This window comes from Oceanicaulis alexandrii DSM 11625 (assembly GCF_000420265.1).
GTDB lineage: Bacteria > Pseudomonadota > Alphaproteobacteria > Caulobacterales > Maricaulaceae > Oceanicaulis > Oceanicaulis alexandrii.
The window spans coordinates 1,196,341-1,216,207 of sequence record NZ_ATUP01000001.1; the positions used below are offsets into that span (position 1 = coordinate 1,196,341).

19 protein-coding genes are annotated in these 19,867 nt (G+C 64.6%); 9 read left to right on the top strand and 10 right to left on the bottom strand.

The annotated features are described in order from the left end of the window. The first annotated feature begins 87 nt into the window (after positions 1–87). Genes ccoG through ccoS form a run of 4 tightly spaced genes read left to right on the top strand, consistent with a single transcriptional unit; the run spans position 88 to position 4,449 of the window. Positions 88–1,581, top strand: coding sequence for a cytochrome c oxidase accessory protein CcoG (gene ccoG, locus G405_RS0105825; protein ID WP_022700571.1), 1,494 nt, complete (start codon positions 88–90; stop codon positions 1,579–1,581). Continuing rightward, the gene (locus G405_RS15145; RefSeq protein WP_022700572.1) at positions 1,578–2,072 is read left to right on the top strand and encodes a FixH family protein; all 495 of its coding nucleotides are present in this window, start codon (positions 1,578–1,580) and stop codon (positions 2,070–2,072) included. The genes ccoG and G405_RS15145 overlap by 4 nt, the downstream gene beginning before the upstream one ends. Beyond that, entirely contained in the window at positions 2,060–4,282 is a 2,223-nt protein-coding gene (locus G405_RS0105835; protein WP_022700573.1) for a heavy metal translocating P-type ATPase, read from the top strand. The genes G405_RS15145 and G405_RS0105835 overlap by 13 nt, the downstream gene beginning before the upstream one ends. Further along, the gene (gene ccoS / locus G405_RS0105840; protein ID WP_022700574.1) at positions 4,279–4,449 is read left to right on the top strand and encodes a cbb3-type cytochrome oxidase assembly protein CcoS; all 171 of its coding nucleotides are present in this window, start codon (positions 4,279–4,281) and stop codon (positions 4,447–4,449) included. The genes G405_RS0105835 and ccoS overlap by 4 nt, the downstream gene beginning before the upstream one ends. Positions 4,450–4,521: 72 nt before the next feature. On the opposite strand, the gene G405_RS0105845 is transcribed toward ccoS, so the two are convergent. Then, positions 4,522–5,319, bottom strand: a complete 798-nt coding sequence (locus tag G405_RS0105845) for a DUF2189 domain-containing protein (protein WP_022700575.1) — start codon at positions 5,317–5,319, stop codon at positions 4,522–4,524. A 191-nt stretch (positions 5,320–5,510) separates the two neighbouring features. Here G405_RS0105845 and G405_RS0105850 point away from each other — a divergent pair, with 191 nt between their 5' ends. Beyond that, a complete protein-coding gene (locus G405_RS0105850) occupies positions 5,511–6,344 on the top strand; it encodes an SDR family NAD(P)-dependent oxidoreductase (RefSeq protein ID WP_022700576.1) in 834 nt (277 codons plus the stop codon). 7 nt (positions 6,345–6,351) lie between these two features. On the opposite strand, the gene leuB is transcribed toward G405_RS0105850, so the two are convergent. The 9 genes from leuB to G405_RS16935 form a co-directional block, all read right to left on the bottom strand. Further along, a complete protein-coding gene (leuB, locus tag G405_RS0105855; protein ID WP_022700577.1) occupies positions 6,352–7,419 on the bottom strand; it encodes a 3-isopropylmalate dehydrogenase in 1,068 nt (355 codons plus the stop codon). Further along, positions 7,416–7,994 carry a 3-isopropylmalate dehydratase small subunit gene (gene leuD / locus G405_RS0105860; RefSeq protein WP_022700578.1) on the bottom strand — a complete coding sequence of 193 codons (579 nt, stop codon included), beginning with the start codon at positions 7,992–7,994 and terminating at the stop codon, positions 7,416–7,418. Before leuD ends, leuB begins: the two co-directional genes overlap by 4 nt. Then, a complete protein-coding gene (leuC, locus tag G405_RS0105865; protein WP_022700579.1) occupies positions 7,984–9,423 on the bottom strand; it encodes a 3-isopropylmalate dehydratase large subunit in 1,440 nt (479 codons plus the stop codon). The genes leuD and leuC overlap by 11 nt, the downstream gene beginning before the upstream one ends. Next, positions 9,401–10,369, bottom strand: coding sequence for a branched-chain amino acid transaminase (locus G405_RS0105870; protein WP_022700580.1), 969 nt, complete (start codon positions 10,367–10,369; stop codon positions 9,401–9,403). The genes leuC and G405_RS0105870 overlap by 23 nt, the downstream gene beginning before the upstream one ends. A gap of 14 nt (positions 10,370–10,383) precedes the next feature. Beyond that, on the bottom strand, positions 10,384–11,964 hold the full coding sequence (locus G405_RS0105875; protein ID WP_022700581.1) for a 2-isopropylmalate synthase: 1,581 nt from the start codon (positions 11,962–11,964) through the stop codon (positions 10,384–10,386). Next, positions 11,961–12,227 (bottom strand): ACT domain-containing protein, encoded by a 267-nt coding sequence (locus G405_RS0105880; protein ID WP_022700582.1) that lies wholly within the window; start codon positions 12,225–12,227, stop codon positions 11,961–11,963. The genes G405_RS0105875 and G405_RS0105880 overlap by 4 nt, the downstream gene beginning before the upstream one ends. 3 nt (positions 12,228–12,230) lie before the next feature. After that, positions 12,231–13,925 carry an acetolactate synthase 2 catalytic subunit gene (gene ilvG / locus G405_RS0105885; protein WP_022700583.1) on the bottom strand — a complete coding sequence of 565 codons (1,695 nt, stop codon included), beginning with the start codon at positions 13,923–13,925 and terminating at the stop codon, positions 12,231–12,233. Between the two features lie 22 nt (positions 13,926–13,947). Beyond that, a complete protein-coding gene (gene ilvC / locus G405_RS0105890; protein WP_022700584.1) occupies positions 13,948–14,961 on the bottom strand; it encodes a ketol-acid reductoisomerase in 1,014 nt (337 codons plus the stop codon). Positions 14,962–15,084: 123 nt separating this feature from the next. Beyond that, the gene (locus G405_RS16935) at positions 15,085–15,234 is read right to left on the bottom strand and encodes a hypothetical protein (RefSeq protein ID WP_156861388.1); all 150 of its coding nucleotides are present in this window, start codon (positions 15,232–15,234) and stop codon (positions 15,085–15,087) included. A gap of 307 nt (positions 15,235–15,541) precedes the next feature. Here G405_RS16935 and G405_RS16940 point away from each other — a divergent pair, with 307 nt between their 5' ends. From G405_RS16940 to thrC, 4 genes are all read left to right on the top strand, one after another. Next, positions 15,542–15,691, top strand: a complete 150-nt coding sequence (locus G405_RS16940; protein ID WP_156861390.1) for a hypothetical protein — start codon at positions 15,542–15,544, stop codon at positions 15,689–15,691. A gap of 118 nt (positions 15,692–15,809) precedes the next feature. Beyond that, positions 15,810–17,594, top strand: a complete 1,785-nt coding sequence (locus G405_RS0105905; RefSeq protein ID WP_022700587.1) for a homoserine dehydrogenase — start codon at positions 15,810–15,812, stop codon at positions 17,592–17,594. Between the two features lie 21 nt (positions 17,595–17,615). Next, positions 17,616–18,569 carry a homoserine kinase gene (locus G405_RS0105910; RefSeq protein WP_022700588.1) on the top strand — a complete coding sequence of 318 codons (954 nt, stop codon included), beginning with the start codon at positions 17,616–17,618 and terminating at the stop codon, positions 18,567–18,569. After that, positions 18,560–19,861: a threonine synthase gene (gene thrC, locus G405_RS0105915; protein WP_022700589.1), complete on the top strand. Its 1,302-nt coding sequence runs from the start codon at positions 18,560–18,562 to the stop codon at positions 19,859–19,861. The genes G405_RS0105910 and thrC overlap by 10 nt, the downstream gene beginning before the upstream one ends. Positions 19,862–19,867 lie beyond the last annotated feature (6 nt).

A 19,867-nucleotide genomic window follows, 5' to 3' on the forward strand; every position in this document is an offset into this window, starting at 1 on the left:
AGTCTGACGATATTGCGCCATCTGGCTACACTGGGGCGAGCCAGGTGGCGCAATAGTCCGAACAACGGCTGAAAGCCGGAAAAGGCTATGAATCTAATTAAAAACCGTCCCGCAGACCGGGAACAGGCCGCAGAAGGGGTGGAAACCCATGATGCGGTCGCGGTCAACGCCGCCCATTCGCGCGAGCTCTACAAGAAACGCGAGCCCATCCACCCCAAGCTGGTGCACGGCAAGTTCCGCTTCAGCAAATGGGTCTTCATGGCCCTGGCGCTGGCTGTGTACTACATCACGCCCTTCCTGCGCTGGGACCGCGGCCCGGACGCCCCCGATCAGGCCGTTCTGGTGGATTTCGCCAACGCCCGCTTCTACTTCTTCTTCATCGAGATCTGGCCCCAGGAAGTCTATTACATCACGGGTTTGCTGATCCTGTCGGCGCTGGCCCTGTTCCTGGTGACCGCGCTGTTTGGACGGGTCTGGTGCGGCTATGCCTGCCCGCAGACCGTCTGGACCGATCTGTTCATCGCCGTCGAGCGCCTGTTTGAAGGCGACCGCAACAAACGCATCATGCTCAACCGCGCCGACTGGAGCCTGAACAAGGCCTGGCGCAAGATCGGCAAGCACGCGGTGTGGATCCTGATCGCAGCGGCCACCGGCGGCGCGTGGATCCTGTATTTCCACGACGCCTTTGCGGTCGTGAACAATTTCGTCACCGGCCAGGCGGCTCTGACGAGCTATATCTTCTTCGCGGTGCTGACCTTCACCACCTATATCCTCGCCGGCTCCATGCGCGAGCAGGTCTGCACCTATATGTGCCCCTGGCCGCGCATTCAGGGCGCCCTGATCGACAAGGAAGCGCTGAGCGTGACCTATCGGGTGGATCGCGGCGAGCCGCGCGGCCGTCACAAGAAAGGCGAGAGCTGGGAAGGCCGCGGCGATTGCATCGACTGCAAGGCCTGCGTCGCCGCCTGCCCCATGGGCATCGACATTCGCGACGGCGACCAGCTGGAATGCATCAATTGCGCGCTGTGCATCGACGCCTGCGACGACATCATGGGCAAGATCGGACGCCCGAAAGGCCTGATCTCCTATGACAGCCAGGACAATGTGGACCGTCGCGCGCGGGAGGAGAAGCCGCGCTATCGCTTCATCCGTCCCCGCACCGTGCTGTACGCTGTTCTGCTGGCGGCGGTGAGCGGCATCATGCTGTTCGGCCTGATGAACCGCTCGGTTCTGGAGCTGAACGCCTCGCGCGATCGCAACCCCAATTATGTGCGTCTGTCTGACGGATCGGTGCGCAACGGCTATACGCTGACGGTTCTGAACAAGTCGAGCCAGCCGCGCGTTTACGAGCTGACCATAGAAGGCGATCCCGCCATGAGCGTGCGGGTGCTGGGCGCGGATGAGACATCGCGTCAGCTTGAAGTCGGCGCGGACCAGACGCAGGATTTCAGGCTCTATGTGACCTTGCCGCGCGACGCGGTGGATGCGCCGTCTGAAGCATTGACCTTTATCGTCACAGATAACGAGACCGGCGAGCAGGCGCAGACCCGCTCCGCCTTCCAGACCGGAGAAACCCGATGACCGACCTTTCCGCGACCGACGCCGCTCCGGGTTTCCGCATCAAGGGCTGGCACGTGCTGGCGGGGATGATCATGTTCTTCTCCGTCATCATCGCCGTGAACACGGTGTTCATCACCCTCGCCATGCGCTCCTTCCCCGGAGAAGACCAGCGCCGCTCCTATGTGCAAGGCTTGGAATACAACGACATCATCGCCCAGCGCCGCGCCCAGGCGGAGCTCGGCTGGACGGCGGCGGTCAATCTGGCCGAGGACCGGGTGCTGGTCCGTGTGACCGACGCTGAGGACGCGCCCGTCATGGGGCTGACGCTGGACGGTGTTCTGCGCCATCCCGCCAGCACTGATCTCGATCATGTTTTGGTGTTCACCGAAGCCCGGCCGGGCGTGTATTCCGCGCCGGTCGAGGATTTGCCGCTGGGAAGCTGGACGCTGCACGCCGAAGCCGTCGATGCGGACGCCCCGTTCGTGCTGGAGCGCGAGCTGTGGCGTCGCTAGAGCCGGCTATCAACGCCCCAAGTCCGCCGTTCGGCGACGCGTCTTCCGCATCAGGCGACGAGATCACCGCCTTCGTGCGCCAGACCGAGGACAGCAAAGCCATCGACCTCGCCGTCGAGGGCGCCCATTGCGCGGCCTGCATCGTCAAGATCGAGGACGGGCTGCAAAAGATGGACGGCGTCAAGCGCGCCCGGCTGAACCTCTCGACCGGACGATTGGCGGTGAGTTTCACAGGCCCGGACAGCACAGCCGAGGAGATCGTCCACCGGCTCGAATATCTCGGCTATGGCGCCAAGCCCTATCAGCCTGAAACGGCGGACGACCCCAGATCAGACGAGGAAAAGCGCCTGCTGCGCGCTTTGGGCGTGGCGGGCTTCGCCTCCGCCAATGTGATGCTGCTGTCGATCTCGGTCTGGGCGGGCGAAGGCGAGATGAGCCTTCCCACCATCACCCTGATGCACTGGATCTCAGGCCTGATCGCCCTGCCCGCCGTCGCCTATGCAGGCTGGCCGTTCTTCAAGAACGCCCTCACAGGACTGCGCGCCCGCAGCGTGAACATGGATCTGCCGATCTCGCTGGCGGTGCTGCTGGCCTGCGGATTATCCATCTACGAGACGGCGCTTGGGCATGGCGCCGCGTATTTCGACGCCGCGGTCATGCTGCTGTTCTTCCTTCTGATCGGCCGGTTTCTGGATGTGCGCCTGCGCGCTCGCGCCGGACAGGCTGCGCGCGATCTGGCGGCGCTGCAGGCCCGCATCGCGCACCGGATCGAGCCGGGCGGCGCCATCAAGGCCATTCCCGCCCGCGACGTGCGTCCCGGCGATCTGCTGCGCATTGCGCCCGGCGACCGCCTGCCGGTGGATGGCGAAGTGATTGAAGGCCGCGGCGATGTGGACGCGGCCCTCGTCACCGGAGAGACCCAGCCTCAGATGCTGGAGCCTGGCGCGCTGGTCTATTCAGGCATGATCAATCTCAACGCGCCGCTGACAGTGAAGGCCCGCGCCGCACGCGACGATTCCCTGCTGGCGGAAATCTCACGCCTGGTCGAAGCGGGCGAACAGGGTCGCTCGCGCTATGTGCGCTATGCCGACAAGGCCGCCCGCGCCTATGTGCCGGGCGTGTTCGCCATGGCGCTGATCACGCTGGTCGGCTGGCTGGCGATCACCGGTGATGTCCATGACGCGGTGATGAATTCCATCGCGGTGCTGATCATCACCTGCCCGTGCGCGCTGGCGCTGGTGACCCCGGCGGTGCAGGTGGTGGCGTCAGGCCGTCTTTATGGCGAAGGCGTCCTGCTCAAATCCGGCGATGCGCTGGAACGGCTGGCCGAAGCGAAATCGGTGGTCTTTGACAAGACCGGCACGCTGACGCTGGGTCGCCCCGCCTTGATCAATTCAGAGGATATTTCGCCTCGCGCGCTCACTCTCGCCGCCCGTCTGGCGCGCGGCTCGCGCCATCCGATCTCGCGCGCGCTGGCGGACGCCGCCGGGCCCGGACCGCTGGCGGATGACCTTCAGGAAATCGCGGGCGGCGGACTGACGGGCACGGCCGATGGCGCGGTGATCCAGTTTGGCTCCGCCGCCTGGCTTGGCCTTGAACAACAGGGCCAGGACTCAGATCCGTCCGTTCTGGAAGCTTGGCTTCTTGTGGAGGGCGAAGCGCCGGTTCGCTTTGTCTTTTCTGACAGCTTGCGCGCGGATGCCCCCGAAGCAGTTGAGGGTCTGAAAGCGCAGGGTCTGCCGATCGAGCTGTTGTCCGGCGACCGCGACGCGCCCGTGGCCGCCGCCGCCAGGGCGCTGGGCCTTGACCGGTATCAGGCGGGGCTGAAACCCCAGGGCAAGATCGACCGGATCAACGCGCTGAAGGAGGCGGGCGAAAACCCGATCATGGTGGGTGACGGCATCAATGACGCCCCCGCGCTCGCTGCGGCGCATGTGTCGGTCTCCATGGGTTCGGCGGCGGATATCTCCCGCTCGGCGGCGGATCTGGTCATCCAGGGCGACCGCCTGGCGGCGCTGCCGCGCGCCATCGACATCGCCAAATCAGCGCGGGCGCGGATGATGGAAAACTTCGCCCTCGCCAACATCTACAACGTCATCGCCGTGCCGCTGGCGGTCTTTGGTCTGGTCACGCCGCTTGTGGCCGCCATCGCCATGTCCGCCAGCTCGCTCGTGGTGATGGCCAACGCATTGAGGCTCTGGCGCGCATGACCGCTTTACTCTGGCTGATCCCCGCCGCCCTGGTGCTCGGCGCCATGGGCCTGCTTGGCTTCTTCTGGGCGATGAAGTCGGGTCAGTACGATGACCTCGACGGCGCCGCCGAACGCATCCTCATTGATGATGACGGCCCCATCGTGGATGACGACGACGAGCGTTAGGCGCCCATACAGCGCACAAAAAAGCCCCGGCGAGTGAACCGGGGCTTCTGTATCAGCGTTACCCGTGTGCGGTCAGGCGTTATTCTTCTCCGCCAGTCGCGCTTCCACTTCCTTGGCGCTTGGCGAGGGTCGCGGATTGAAGTCCTTGTAGGCGCGCCAGCTGGCGTGGGCGATCAGCGGGAAGGTGATGGCGATGCCGATGCCGAACAGGGCGAGCCCCGCCCCGGTCGCAAAGGCGATGAGCCACGCCCAGACCAGCATCACGTCAGGCTGGTCCTTCACCGCCTTGATCGAGGCGACGACCGCGGTCACAGCGTCCACATCCTGATCCACCATCATGGGGAAGGAGAGCGCGGAGACCATGAACGCCACCAGCGCCAGAGCGGCGCCGACCAGGGTTCCGATCACCATCAGCATCACGCCCTGCACATCGGTGAACAGGAAGGGCAGGAAGCTGTCGAGGCGGAAATCGGCCTCATGAGTGAACAGCGCGAACATCATCTGCGCCAGCCGCGCCCAGGTCAGGAAGAAGACCAGCATCAGAACGCTGAGCAGAGCGAGTTGGGTGAAGCGCCCCTTGGGGATCGACCAGAAATCCCACAGCCCCGGCGTCTTGCCCTGATCGCGCATCTGGCTGATCCGGTAAATGCCAATGGCCGAGGCGGGCGCCACCAGCGCAAAACCGCCCATCATCACCGGGACGACCGCGCCCTGACCCAAGGACCAGAGCCCGACCGTGATGGCGAGGCCGATCACAGTGAACACGACGCCATAACCAATGGACAGGAAGGGGGCGGCGGCCATGTCGTCGATCGCGCCCTTGATCCAGGCCCAGGGCGCATCACGACGCACTTTTTCCAGCGTAACCATGCGAACTCCTCCCTATAATTATTGTGTGTATTGCAACTGTGATCGCATTTGATTTCGGTGACAAGTCAGACTCAGCGCCGCACCCCGCGCCGACGCAATGGACAGAAGCGAGAAACTCTGAAACTCTGCGGCAAACTCCGGAGTGAACAGCGTTCACATCTCATCCGGCAAGAAAATCCAGAGGGGAGCGCATGACCCAACAGCTCGATTTCAAAGGCCGCACGGCGGTCATCACCGGCGCCGGCAGCGGCATTGGCGCGGCCCTCGCCGCAGCTCTGGCCGCACGCGGCGCCAATCTGGCGCTGGCCGATATTCAGGAGGATCGCCTTGCTGAGGTGGCGGACGCCCTGAAAAGCAATGAGATCAAGGTGACCACCCATAAGGTGGATGTGGCCGACAAGGACCAGATTGGCGCCTTCGCCAAAACCGTCGAGGCCGAGCATGGCGCGGTGCACGCCCTGTTCAACAATGCCGGCGTGGCGCTGGGCGGGACGTTCGACCGGGTCACCGACGATGATTTTGAATGGCTGATCGACATCAATTTCTATGGCGTGGTGCGCATGACCCGCGCCTTCCTGCCCCTGATGCAGCAGGCGGACACCGCCCAGCTGGTCAATGTCTCGTCGATTTTCGGCATTGTCGCGCCCGCGGGTCAGACCGCCTATTCCTCGGCCAAGTTCGCCGTGCGCGGATTTTCAAACGCCTTGATGCACGAGCTTGAAGGCACCTCCATCGGGGTGACGACCATCCATCCTGGCGGGGTGAACACCCGCATCGCCGAGGATGCGAAAAAGCCCGCCGACATGACCGAGGCCGAACTCAAAGCGGTGAAGAAGATGGCCAAGGAGGGCCTGGTCATGCCGCCGCCTGAAGCCGCCGAGATCATCCTGCGCGGCGTCGAGCGCCGCCGCCCGCGCGTGCTGGTGGGCCGCGACGCGCACACGCTCGCGATCATGGAACGGGTCTTCCCGATCAAGTATTGGGACTTCATCAAGAAAAAGGTCGCACGCCGCGAGGCGGACTAGAGCCGGCTTATTGCGCCGGCTCCATCACCTGTTCCTTCTGGATATGAGCGAGGACGGAGTGCGCAAAGGCTGAGCCTTTGGCCGTCCCGCCCAGATCCGCCGTGCGCTCCTCGTGCAGCAAGGCCGCTTCCAGCGCCGCCTCCAGACGGTCGGCGGCTTTGGGCTGATTCAGGCCATAACGAAGGAGCATCGCCGCGCTGGCGATGGCGCCGGACGGGTTCGCCTTGTCCTGCCCGGCGATGTCCGGTGCGCTGCCATGGATGGGTTCAAACAGGCCCGGCCCCGAGGCGCCCAGAGACGCTGACCCCAGAAGCCCGATCGAGCCCGCCACCACAGCGGCTTCATCAGACAGAATATCGCCAAACAGGTTTTCGGTGACGATGACGTCAAAGCGTGCGGGATGGGTCACCAGCGCCATGGCGGCGGCGTCCACATACAGATGGTCGACCGTCACATCAGGGTACTGACTGGAAAGATCATTCACCGTCTTGCGCCACAGCCGCGACGTGGCGAGCACATTGGCCTTGTCCACGCTGGTGAGCTTGCCTTTGCGGCCTTGCGCGGCCTTGAAACCGATCTCGGCGATGCGGCTGACTTCCGCGCGCGAATAAGTGCAGCCGTCAAAGGCTTCGTCCTCGCCCTCGCGCTTCTCACCAAAATACAGCCCGCCCGTCAGCTCGCGCACGATCAGCACGTCCGCGCCCGCAACCCGGTCCTCCTTCAGGGGCGAGAGATGCTCCAGCCCCTTGAAGACCTTGACCGGACGCAGATTGGCGAACAGGCCCAGCGCCTTGCGCAAACCTAGAAGGCCCTGCTCAGGCCGTTTCGGCGCGTGGTCCCATTGCGGTCCGCCCACGGCGCCCAGGAAGATCGCATCCGCCGCCTCAGCCGCTTTCAGCGTGTCTTCGGGCAAGGGCTCGCCGCTGGCATCGATCCCCGCCCCGCCAAACGCGGCTTCGGAGAAGGTGAATTCCAGCCCTTCCAGCTGGGCGACCGCCTGAAGACACGCCTTCGCCGCGCGCGCGACCTCAGGCCCGATGCCGTCGCCAGGCAGGATCAGGATGGACTGGCTCATGCCGCGGTCTCGCTCTCAAACCGGGTGATGGCGTCAGACTGGTTGAGGATGAAGCCCAAGGGATCCACGCCCTCGATCAGACAGGTGCGCGCGAACGGATCAAGCTTGAAGCTGGCGGTGATATTGCCCGCCGTCACGGTCTGGTTGACCACGTCGACGGTCACTTCAAGGTCCTCGCGGTCGAGCAAAGCGGCATGGGCCGCCTCGTCGATCTCGCACACCACAAGGCCGTTCTTGAGCGCATTGGACTTGAAGATGTCCGCCGCGCGCGAGGTGATGACGGCTTCGACGCCAAAATCCCTGAGCGCCCAGGGCGCGTGTTCGCGCGACGAGCCGCAGCCGAAATTATCGCCCGCGATCAGGATGCGCTGCTCATAGCGGTTCACCTGATTGAGCGGATGCGCGGTCGGGGCGCCGTCGGGGGTGAAGCGCCAGTCATGAAAACACGCCTCGCCCAGCGCGCCGCGCTCGGTGGTGGTCAGGAACCGCGCCGGAATGATCTGGTCGGTGTCGATATTGGCGTCCTTGATCACGAAACTGCGGGAGGTGACCTTTGTGATGGGTTCATTGAGCATGAGACGCCTCCAGAATACGGCGCGGATCAGCGATGGCGCCGGCGATGGCGGACGCCGCCGCCGTGGCCGGGCTCGCCAGAACGGTGCGCACGCCGCGGCCCTGACGGCCGGCGAAATTGCGATTGGAGGTGGAGACGATGCGCTCGCCCGCGAGCCCGCTATCGCCATTCATGGCGATGCACATCGAGCAGCCCGGCTCGCGCCATTCCGCGCCTGCGGTGCGGAAGATGGCGTCGAGCCCTTCCGCTTCCGCCTGGCGTTTCACGGCTTCGGACCCCGGCACGACCAGCATGCGCACGCCCGGTTTCACATGACGACCAGCGATCACCGCCGCCGCCTCGCGCAGATCTGACAAACGCGCATTCGTGCACGAGCCAATAAAGACCGCGTCGATGGTCTCGCCCATCAGCGCTTCGCCCGCCTTGAACCCCATATAGGCGAGCGCTTCGGCGGCGGGGCCTTCAGGCGCGCGGGGTACGGACGCGTCGATGGGCGCGGCCATGTCCGGGCTGTCGCCCCAGGTCACCATGGGCGCCAGTTTCGATCCGTCCAGATGCACTTCGGCGTCAAAGCGTGCGTCCGGATCAGATTTCAGCCGCGCCCAGCGCTGCTTCGCCGCCTCCCAGGCTGCGCCCTTGGGCGCGTATTTCCGGCCTTCCAGCCAGGCGAATGTGGTGGCGTCCGGCGCGATCATGCCTGCGCGGGCGCCCGCCTCGATGGACATGTTGCAGACTGTCATCCGCTCTTCCATCGACAGCGCTTCAATCGCTTCGCCGGCATATTCGATCACATGACCGGACGCGCCGCCGGCGCCCAGCTCGGCGATGATGGCGAGGATCAGATCCTTGCCGCCCACCCCATGGGGCAAGCGTCCATCCACGGTGACGCGCATGGTCTTGGGCTTGGACTGCAACAGCGCCTGCGTCGCCAGCACATGGCCCACTTCCGTGGTGCCGATGCCGAAGGCCAAAGCGCCGAACGCGCCATGGGTGGAGGTGTGGCTGTCGCCGCAGACAATGGTCATGCCCGGCTGGGTCAGACCCAGCTCAGGGCCGATCACATGCACGATGCCGCGATCGGGGCTGTCCCACCCCGCCAGGCGAATGCCATGGCGGCGGCAGTTATCCTCGAGCGTCTCCACCTGCTTTTTCGCCGCCGCATTGATATAGATCGGCTTGGAGCCGGGCGTGCGCGGCGTTGTGGGCGTGGAATGATCCAGCGTGCCGAACACCCGGTCCGGTCGGCGGACTTTCAGCCCGCGCTGTTCGAGCGCGGTGAAGGCCTGCGGGCTTGTCACTTCATGGATGAGGTGCAGGTCGATATACACCAGCGCGGGCGCCGCATCGGTCTCAGCCTGGATCTGGTGGGTCTCCCAGACCTTCTCGAACAGGGTTTTGGGGGAAGCGTCAGACGGCGACGGCGTTTTCATGACCAGTCTCCTCAACGTGAGCGTGTACAGGCTCCAGCCAGCCCCAGTCATCCTGGGTGCGGCCTTCAAACAATCCGAAAAAGCGATCCATGATCAGGCGCGTGATCGGCCCGGCGCCGGCGGCGCGGGTGGTCTTGTCATCGATCGAGCGGATCGGGGTGACTTCAGCGGCGGTGCCGGTGAAAAACGCCTCGTCGCACAGATAGAGCATCTCGCGCGGCAGCGCCTGCTCGACCACTTCGAGCCCTTCGCGTTTCGCCAGCCGGATGACGCTGTCGCGGGTGATGCCTTGCAGGATCGAGGAGCTGGCGGGCGGCGTCATCAACTTGCCGTCCTTGACCAGGAACAGGTTCTCGCCCGCGCCTTCCGACAGGCGACCGTCCACATCGAGCCCGATGCCTTCGGCGTAACCGCGCGATTTGGCTTCGCGGCTGATCAGATAGCTCGACAGATAATTGCCGCCGGCCTTGGCCGCCGTCGGCGCGGTGTTCGGCGCCATGCGGTTCCAGCTCGACACGCACACGTCCACGCCCTTGGTGCGGGCCTCTTCACCCAGATACGCGCCCCAGGGGAAGGCCGCGATATAGGTGTCGATCGGCGTATCCGCAGCTGGCACGACGCCGATTGAGCCATAGCCGATAAAGCTGACCGGCCGCAGATAGGCCGAGCCCAGCTTGTTGGCGCGCAGCACCTCTTTGCAGGCGTCGGCCAACTCGGCGGGGCTGTAGGGCAGATCAACGGAATAGATCCGGGCGGAATCCACCAGGCGTTTCACATGATCGGTCAGGCGAAACACCACAGGGCCGGACGGCGTATCATAGCTGCGGATGCCTTCGAAAAACGAGGTGCCGTAATGCAGGGCGTGCGACAGAACATGAACCTGCGCGTCCGCCCACGGAATAAGCGCGCCATTGCGCCAGATATGATCAACTTGTTGGATCGACATGGTATTTAAGTCCTTCAGGCAGCATGAGCTTTGGCGTTGCGTCGGCGACGCACGGCGCAGGCGTTGTTGAGCGCGTCGATATAGGCGGAGACGCAGGCGGGAATGATGTCGCGGGCGCGGGCGCGGCCTGAAAACACCTCGCCCTCCACATTGGCCTTGAGATCAACCAGCACATCGGCGCCCTGCCCGTCTTCGCCAGCGTCATGGGCGTCGGCGGCCACGTACTGCATCTCGATGTCCTCGACCCGCGCCGGGATTTCCATGATCTGGCTGACGGCGCGATAGGCCGCGTCCAGAGCGCCAGGCGCGCTGGCGATGTCGGTCACCTGACCGCGGCGGCCATGGTCCATTTCAATGCGGGCGACCGGATGATCCTTCGGCGACAGGGGCGAGCGGATATCGATCCGTTTCAAAGTCCACAATTCAGCATCTCCTTGCGTCCCGCTCTCCAGCCGCTCCAGCAGCGCAGACAGCTGGCCGGAATCCACCAGCCCAATCTCGTCCGCCAGCGCCTTGAAGGCGTCGAACGCAGCTTGCAGATGGTCACCCTCCAGGCTCCAGCCGAGCTCTTTCGCCCGGGCGGCCAGAGCGTGTTTGCCAGAGTGCTTTCCGAGCACGATCTGGTTGGAGCTGAGCCCCACATCTTCAGGTTTCATGATCTCGTAGGTTTCACGGTTTTTCAGAACGCCATGCTGATGAATGCCGGATTCATGGGCGAAGGCGTTCGCGCCGACGATGGCCTTGTTTCGCGGCGGATGGGTGTTGGTGGCTTTGCTCAGCGCGCGGCTTGCGGCCATGATCTGGCGCGTGTCGATATTCGTGGTCAGGTTGAAGACATCGCGGCGGGTGCGAACCGCCATGACGGCGTCTTCCAACGCGCAATTGCCCGCGCGCTCGCCGATGCCGTTCACCGTGCACTCGATCTGCCGCGCGCCGCCGCGCACGGCCGCCAGCGAATTGGCGACCGCCATGCCCAGATCATCATGGCAATGGGCGGAGAAGATCACCTCGTTCGCCTTGGAGACCTTCTCGGTCAGATGCTTGAACAGCTGATAGATCTCGTCCGGCGTGGAATAGCCGACCGTATCAGGCACGTTCAGCGTCTTCGCGCCGGCTTCCGCAGCGATGGAGAGCGCTTCGACCAGGAAGCCCCGCTCGGTGCGGATGGCGTCCTCGGCGGAAAACTCCACATCGTCAAAATGCGTCCGCGCCAGCTCGACCATGTCCTTGATGCGGGTCAGCACCTCGTCCGGGGTCATGTTCAGCTTGAACTCGCGATGCAGCGGGCTGGTGCCCAGAAACACATGCAGGCGTTTGTTCGGAGCAGCTTTTAGCGCCCGCGCCGCAGCGTCGATATCGCCCGGCGTCGTGCGCGCCAAGGAACAGATCGCCGGGCCTTCAATCTCCTGGCCAATCCGTTCCACCGACTTGAAATCGCCCGGGCTGGCCGCGGCGAACCCCGCTTCGATCACGTCCACCTTCAAGGCCTGCAAGGCCCGGGCGACGCTCAGCTTGCCCGCCTCGGACATGGAGAAGCCCGGCGCCTGTTCGCCGTCTCTCAACGTGGTGTCGAAAATCGTGATCTGGCGGGTCATGACACGGCCTCGAACGCGGGCGCCAGGGACGCCGCTCGCACCGCGCTGACGCCGTAGATCTTGGAGATTTGCGCGCACAACGTGCCCATGCGCCGACCGGCGTCGCGCGGCTGGACAGTCAAATCCATGCGCGCCTCGCCAGCGGTCGGCATCTGAGGCAGATCGACGCCACGGACTTCAAAGCCGCGACGTTCGACGAGCCCGATCAGACGCAGGATCGCGCCTTCACTGGGGCGAAATTCGATCTCGATCCGGTCTGTCATGGATCAGGCCTCCATCATGTCAGCATTGGATTTGCCTGGCGGCACCAGCGGCCAGACATTTTCACGCGGGTCGATGCGCACATGGCACAGGATCGGCCCGTTCGTGTTCAGCAGCCGCTCGATCGCGGCGGGCGCGTCCTCGCGGCGGTCCAGGGTGAAGGCTTCGACCCCGAAGGCGCGCGCCACGGCGGCGAAATCGGGATTGTCGAACAGATCCACCTCGGAGAAGTTCTCGTCGTAAAACAGCTCCTGCCACTGCCGCACCATGCCCAGCTGGGAGTTGTCCAGCAGCACGATCTTCAGCGGCAGGCGGTAGCGACGCAGGGTCGCCAGCTCATGGATGTTCATCATGATCGAGCCATCGCCCGACACGGTGATCACCGTGGCGTCCGGTTCCGCCATCAAAGCGCCGATACCGGCGGGCAAGCCGTACCCCATGGTTCCCAGTCCTGCGCTCGTCAGATGCGCTTGCGGACGCGAGAACCGGCAATGCTGGGCCACCCACATCTGGTGCTGACCCACATCACAGGTGATGATGGCCTTGTCGCCCGCCTGTTCGGAGATGTCTTTCAAGAGCTTCGGCGCATAGATGCCAGAACCGGGCGCGTCATAGCGCATGGCCCAGCGCTCGGCGGCTTCTGAACAGCGGCGCCGCCAGGGGGCAATGCTCAGAACGCCAGGCTCCATCCGATCCAGCGTTTCAGCCAGATCGCCGGTCAGCCCCACATCCGCATCGCGCAGTTTGGAGATTTCTGACGGGTCGGCGTCAAAGTGCACGATCCGGGCCTGGGGCGCGAAGGTGTCGAGCTTGCCGGTCGCACGGTCGTCGAAGCGGGCGCCGACGCAGATCAGCAGATCGCTTTCATTCACCGCCAAATTCGCCGCTTTGGTGCCGTGCATGCCCAGCATGCCCAGAAAGCCCGGCGTTTCCGTGGGCAGAGCGCCCAGACCCTTCAGAGTCGCCACCGCCGGGATTTGCGTGCGCGCGAAAAACCGCCGCAAGGCGTCTTCCGCCTTGGCCAGGGTCACGCCGCCGCCAATATAGAGCACCGGCCGCTCAGCCTGGGCGATGAGCGCTTCGGCCTGCGCCATGCTTGCCGAATCTGAAGGGACGCCTCTAGCAGGGGCCCGAACCGTCTGATCCACCGAGGGGAACGCCGCGGACGCCTGTGTGACGTCTTTTGGCAAGTCAATCAGAACCGGTCCGGGCCGCCCGCGCTTCGCCAGCTCGAAAGCCTCGGCGAAGATTTTGGGGATGTCGGCCGCATCCCGCACCAGGAAAGAGTGTTTGACAATGGGCAGGGTGACGCCAAAGACGTCGATCTCCTGAAACGCGTCAGTCCCCATCAACGGCGTCGCCACCTGGCCGGTGATCGCGACCAGGGGCACTGAATCCAGAAACGCATTGGCGATGCCGGTCACCAGATTGGTCGCGCCGGGGCCGGACGTGGCCAGACACACGCCCACCTCGCCCGACACCCGGGCGTAAGCGTCCGCCGCCAGCGCCGCCGCCTGCTCATGACGCACCAGAATATGCTCCAGCCCCGAGCCCGGCAGGGCGTCATAAACGGGCATGATCGCGCCGCCGGGATAGCCGAACACCTTGGTGACGCCTTCCGCGCGCAACGCCTCGACGACCAGATGGGCGCCGGTGCGGTGCAGATTGGAGGCGGGTGCGGTTTGAGGCTGGGCGGTCATGAGCGTGCTCCTGCGATCCGCGCTAGGCTTGGCCGGCGTTGGCGCCGGGTTGCAGCCAGGCCATGCGAGCGCGCAAACGGGCGCCGGTTTTCTCGATGTCCTGTTCCAGATCGGCCCGCAGCAAGGCGTCGTATTGCGGCTTGCCGGCCTGGTTCTCCAGGATCCAGTCGCGGGCGAACTTGCCGGTCTGGATGTCGGTCAGCACCTCGCGCATCCGCGCTTTGGTCTCGTCATTTATGACGCGGGGACCGGAGACCAGATCGCCGTATTTGGCGGTTTCCGAGATGAAGTCATGCATGCGCGAAATGCCGCCCTCATACATCAGGTCCACGATCAGCTTGAGCTCGTGCAGGCATTCAAAGTAAGCGATTTCAGGCTGATAACCGGCATCCACCAGGGTCTGATACCCCGCGGCGACCAGCTCGGACGCGCCGCCGCACAACACCGCCTGCTCGCCGAACAGATCGGTTTCGGTCTCCTCGGCCAAAGTGGTCTCGATCGCGCCGCCGGCCGTGCCGCCATTGCTCTTGCAATAGGCCAGCGCCTTGTCGCGCGCCTTGCCCGACGCATCCTGGTGGATGGCGAACAGGGAGGGCACGCCGCGCCCGATCTCGAACTCCCGGCGCACCAGATCGCCCGGACCTTTCGGCGCGACCAGCACCACGTCGATATCGGTGCGCGGACGGATCTGGCCGTAATGGATCGAGAAGCCGTGCGCCACCATCAGCGTATCGCCGGGCGAAAGCTGCGCGGCGATATCGCACTCATACACGTCCTTGTGGCTCATATCCGGGGTGAGGAGCGCCACGAAACTGGCTTTCTTGGCGGCTTCAGCGGGCGTGAAAACCTCAAACCCGTCATCCTTGGCCTTGGCCTCGGCCTTGCCGCCCGGGCGTGCCCCGACGATCACCTGCTGGCCGGAATCGCGCAAGTTTCGGGCATGGGCGCGGCCCTGGCTGCCATAGCCGATAATGGCGATGAAGCCGGGCTTCAAAGCGTCTGCGTTGGCGTCGTCGTCAGTGTAGATGCGGGTCATGGTCCTGGATCTTTCCGTGGCGTTTGAGGCTGGCTCGAGTGTGGCGTTTGAGGTTGAGGCAAAGAAAAACCCCCGCTCCGGTGTGGAGCGGGGGTTTGCTTGGGTCTGAGGTTTGAAATTCCGTCAGACAGGCGCCGCCGCTCCACCGTGGGTGGTAATAAGGAGTACGACAACGACAAGTACGACCGAGCCGGTCAGCGCAGCGATACGCTGGGCGTCCTGGGTCAGGGTCTGGGTCTTGGCGTCGCGCATGGCGCTGTCTCCCGGTTTCAACCTGATGCCGCCCCTCTTGCGCAAGGGTGAAACGACACGCGAACAATGACCGGCGATATGACTGTCGAGGTCTCGCCGGGCTGTGCAAAAACCGTAAGGCGGAAATGCTGCATCGCGCAACACTAAAATGTCCGAACAACTCAGAAAAAATATTTCCTAAGCTATATCAGAGCATTAGCAGGTGATTTTTCCAATGCTGGACAGGGTTTGTGGTTTTTCAGCCACAGAGGCCCGGTTGACGGAGTGTGGAAAACCCGGTCACGGTAAAGTCGACGCTGCGCACTTGCAGCACGTCCAGGAGATGATCATGACCCGCTCTTCGCAGGTCCAGCACGAAACCGGAATGACCGTGGCGACCGCCGCGATCATGGCTTCGTGCGTCACCTCCACCGCGCTCACCACCACCATTACCACCATTACCACCACCCTTACTCGAGGGCGGGACGGTACGGGCTGAGCGCGAGACACGCGAAACATTCAACCCCACACCAACCCGCTCCCCGAAACCGGCGAGCGGGTTTTTTCATGCCTCAACCCAGCCGCCATGCCCTAACGAACGAAAAAGGACTGATCCGATGGATCCCCAGCTTAACGCCTCCTCCGCCTCGAAAGGCCTGTGCGTCCTCAAATTTGGCGGCTCCGTGCTGACTTCGGAAGCTGACTACGCCGCCGCCGGCGCAGAGATCTACCGTCATGTCCGGGCGGGGGAGAAAACCATCGTGATCGTCTCTGCGCTCAAAGGGGAGACCGACACGCTGCTGGCCCAGGCCGACGCCAATGGCGGCGACGCCTTCCCCCACATCACCGCGCGACTGGCGCGACTGGGCGAGTTCCGGTCTGCGGCCCTGATGGGGCTGGCGCTCTCGCGGCTGGGCTTGCGCGCCAAAGTGCTGGACCCTCACGAGATCGGGCTGATGGCGGAGGGCGACCCCATGGATTCCAACCTCAGCGAGCTCGACAAGGACGCCATGGCCGCCGCGCTGGAAGAGGCCGATGCGGTTGTTCTCCCCGGTTTCACCGCCTGTCATGCAGACCATGGCGCCGCCACGCTGGGCCGGGGCGGCACGGATCTGACGGCAGTGTTTTTCGCTGTGAAGGCCGGCGCAAACCGGGTGCGGCTGATCAAGGATGTGGACGGCGTCTACACCGACGATCCGGCCAAAGACCCTCACGCCCAGCGCTATGACGCGCTCGATTACGATCAGGCGATGGACGCCAGTCGCGGTCTGATCCAGCCCAAGGCCATCGAAGCGGCCAAGGCTGCGAACCTTGTGGTGGAAGTCGCCGCCATGGGCGCGCGCGAAGCCACCCGCATCGCTTCGGGCCCCTCAGTCATCGGTCGTCCGCGCCATCGCGGGCCGATGAAAGTGGCGCTTCTGGGCTGCGGCGCTGTAGGGTCGGGCGTGCTCGACCATGTGCTGAGCCATCCTGAGCTTTTCGAGCTGAACCCGGTGCTGGTGCGCAATGCCGGCTCCCGCGCCGATGACCGTCGCGCGGTCTTCACCTCTGACCCTCATGCGGCGCTCGCGGGAGACCCTGACCTTGTGGTGGAGATGACCGGCGGCGCCGACGGCCCCGCTGAATTGATGCTACCGCCCCTGCGCAACGGCCAGCATGTGGTCACCGCCAACAAGGCCGCCGTCGCCAAGCATTATGACGCCCTGCATGACGCCGCCCGGAAAGGCGGATCGCAGCTGATGTTCTCGGCCTCCGTCGGCGGCGGCGTCGTTGTGCTCGAGCGCTTGTCCGACCTCAAGGGGCAAGGCGTGGTCGCGGTGGAAGGCGTCATGAACGGCACCGGCAATTTCATCCTCGACCAGCTCGGTCAGGGCGTCGCGTTCCAGGAGGCGGTCGCCGCCGCCCAGCGCATGGGCTTCGCCGAAGCCGATCCCAGCGCGGATGTGGACGGGCATGACGCCGCGGACAAGTTGTCCATTCTGATCCGCGAAGCGTTCGGCGTGAACTTGCCGCCCGAAAAGATCGCCAAGCAATCGCTGAGCGAGGTGTCCGCCGAGCAGGCGCAGGACGCGCTGGCGAACGGGAAAATCTACAAACAGATCGGTCAGTGCAAGCTGGGCGCAGGCGGGGTTGTGGATGCGGAAGTTCAGGTCCGCGCCGTCCCCCAAGACCACCCGCTCGCTGGCGCGCGCAATGAGGAGAACCGTTTTCTGCTGACCTTGTCCAATGGCGACGTCTGCACCCTGCAAGGCAAGGGCGCCGGACGCTGGCCGACCGCTGCAGCCGTTTTCGGCGACATGATGGACATCCGACGGGCTTGGGCGTGTGATGGCGCCGCCCCAGCGCACGCATCGTCCGTTCGCTCCCCCCTTCGGGCGGACGATGCGTTGCGCAGCGCCTGACGGAAAGGACGAGTATTTCTCATGACTGCATCCGCGCGCGCCAGCGCCCCGGCCAGCATTGGCAATGTCGGGGTTGGATTTGATGTATTGGGACAGGCGTTTGACGCTGTCCGAGATGAGGTCGTCGCTCATAAGGAAGAGAGGACAGGCGTGCGTCTGGGCCAGGTTTCCGGACTGATGACGCAGCTTCCGGAAAATCCCATGCGCAATACCGCCCTGCGCGCGGCGCAAGCGGTGCTGAAGGCTGTGAACGCACCCTTCGGCGTGCGTCTGGACGTCATCAAGGGCGTGCCGATCAGTGCTGGCATGGGCGGCTCCGCCGCCAGCGCCGTAGCCGCCGCCGCTGCGGTCAACGCCTTGCTGGACAAACCGTTTTCAACGCCGGACTTGCTGGCCTTCGCCCTGGAAGGCGAACGCGCCAGCGCTGACCCGCCCCCCTGGGACAATGTCATGGCCTCGCTCCTGGGCGGGCTGGTAATCGCCGCGCAACTCGATCCCGCACTGGTCAAACCGATGCCCGTCCCCAAGGGCGTCACCGCCATTCTGTTCCATCCTGACGCCAAGACCGAAACCCAGGCCGCGCGCGATGTGCTCAAACCCGAAACGCCGCTGAACACGGCTGTCGAGCACGCCCGTCGGCTCGGCGCCTTCACGCTGGGATGCGCGGTTTCCGATCTCGACCTGATCCGGGCGGGGCTCGATGATATTCTGATCGAGCCCCAGCGCGCTTTCCTGTTGCCGGAAATGCGCGACGTCAAAGCCGCAGCCCTCGGGGCGAATGCGTTGGGTTGCTCGTTCTCGGGCTCTGGGCCCTCCATCTTCGCCTGGGCGAGCGATGAAGACGCCGACGCCGTCCAGCAAGCGATGGCGGACGCCTTCAAATCCGCAGGCCGGGGAACGCGCGTCTATCGCGCCCCGCTTGAGAGCGCCGGCGTGCGTCTCGAACCCCTCGAGGAGCAAGAAGCATGCGCCTGATCTCCACGCGAAACGGCGCCAGCGCCAGCTCCATCTCCGAAGCGATCCGTGTGGGACTGGCGGGGGATGGCGGCCTGTTCATTCCTGATGAGTTTCCTGAAGGGCAGCTCAGCGGGCTGACCGCGCAAACCAGCCTCAAAGAGACGGCGCTGACGCTCTTCGAGCCCTTCTTCAAGGGCGATCAGCTTGAAAGCGTTTTGCCAGAGCTTGTTGAAGAGACCTATGATTTTGACATCCCGCTGGTGAACCCCTTTTCGGGGCGACCGGGCGTGTTCGCGCTCGAGCTGTTTCACGGCCCCACCGGCGCGTTCAAGGATGTGGGCGCGCGCTTTTTGCTGCGCTGTCTGGACAAGCTGGGCGACCCGAACGCCCCCTTCACCGTGCTCGCCGCCACCTCTGGCGATACCGGCGGCGCGGTTGGCTGCGCCGCGGAAGGCCGCAAGGGCGTGCGGGCGGTGATCCTGTACGCCAAAGGCCGAATCTCCGCGTTTCAGGAACGCCAGCTGACCTGCTGGAACGCACCTGTGACCGCGCTGGAAGTGGATGGCGATTTCGACGCATGCCAGCGCATGGTCAAGGCTGCGTTCGCGGACCGGGCGCTGAGCGAGCGGCATAACCTCACCAGCGCCAATTCCATCAATATCGCCCGGCTCTTGCCCCAGGCGGCCTATATGGCCTGGGCGGCGCGGCAAGCCTATGAGAAGAATGGCGTCAAACCCGGCCTGATCATCCCCACGGGCAATCTGGGCCATGGCGTCGCGGCGATCTGGGCCCGTCATATGGGCGCGCCCTGGGGACCGATCGTGCTGGCCACCAACGCCAACCGGACCCTCGCGGACTGGTCGATCTCGGGCCGGTATGAGCCCCGCGCCTCCATCGCCACGCTGGCGAACGCCATGGATGTGGGCGCGCCCAGCAATTTCGAGCGCCTGAACGCCCTGCCCGATGACGCGGCGCGCCTGAGCGTGGAACTGGTGGAGGACCGGGCCATCCGCGCGCGAATCAAGGCTGATTTTGCGCGCTCGGGTTATGTGTGGTGTCCGCATTCTGCTGTCGCCGCAGAAGCGCTGGCCCGGATGCGTGAGTTTGACCTGCATGCGCGGCCCTGGGTGATTGCGGCGACCGCCCATCCCTACAAATTCGCCGATGTGGTCGAGCCGCTGATCGGTCAAACCCTTGACCCCTCTGAAGCCCTCGCCGAGGTGCTGGACCGGCCCACACGGTCAGAACCCTGCGGCGCGGACCTCGACGCCTTGCGACATCATTTGAACGCCCTGAACGAAACGGCCTGATTTGAC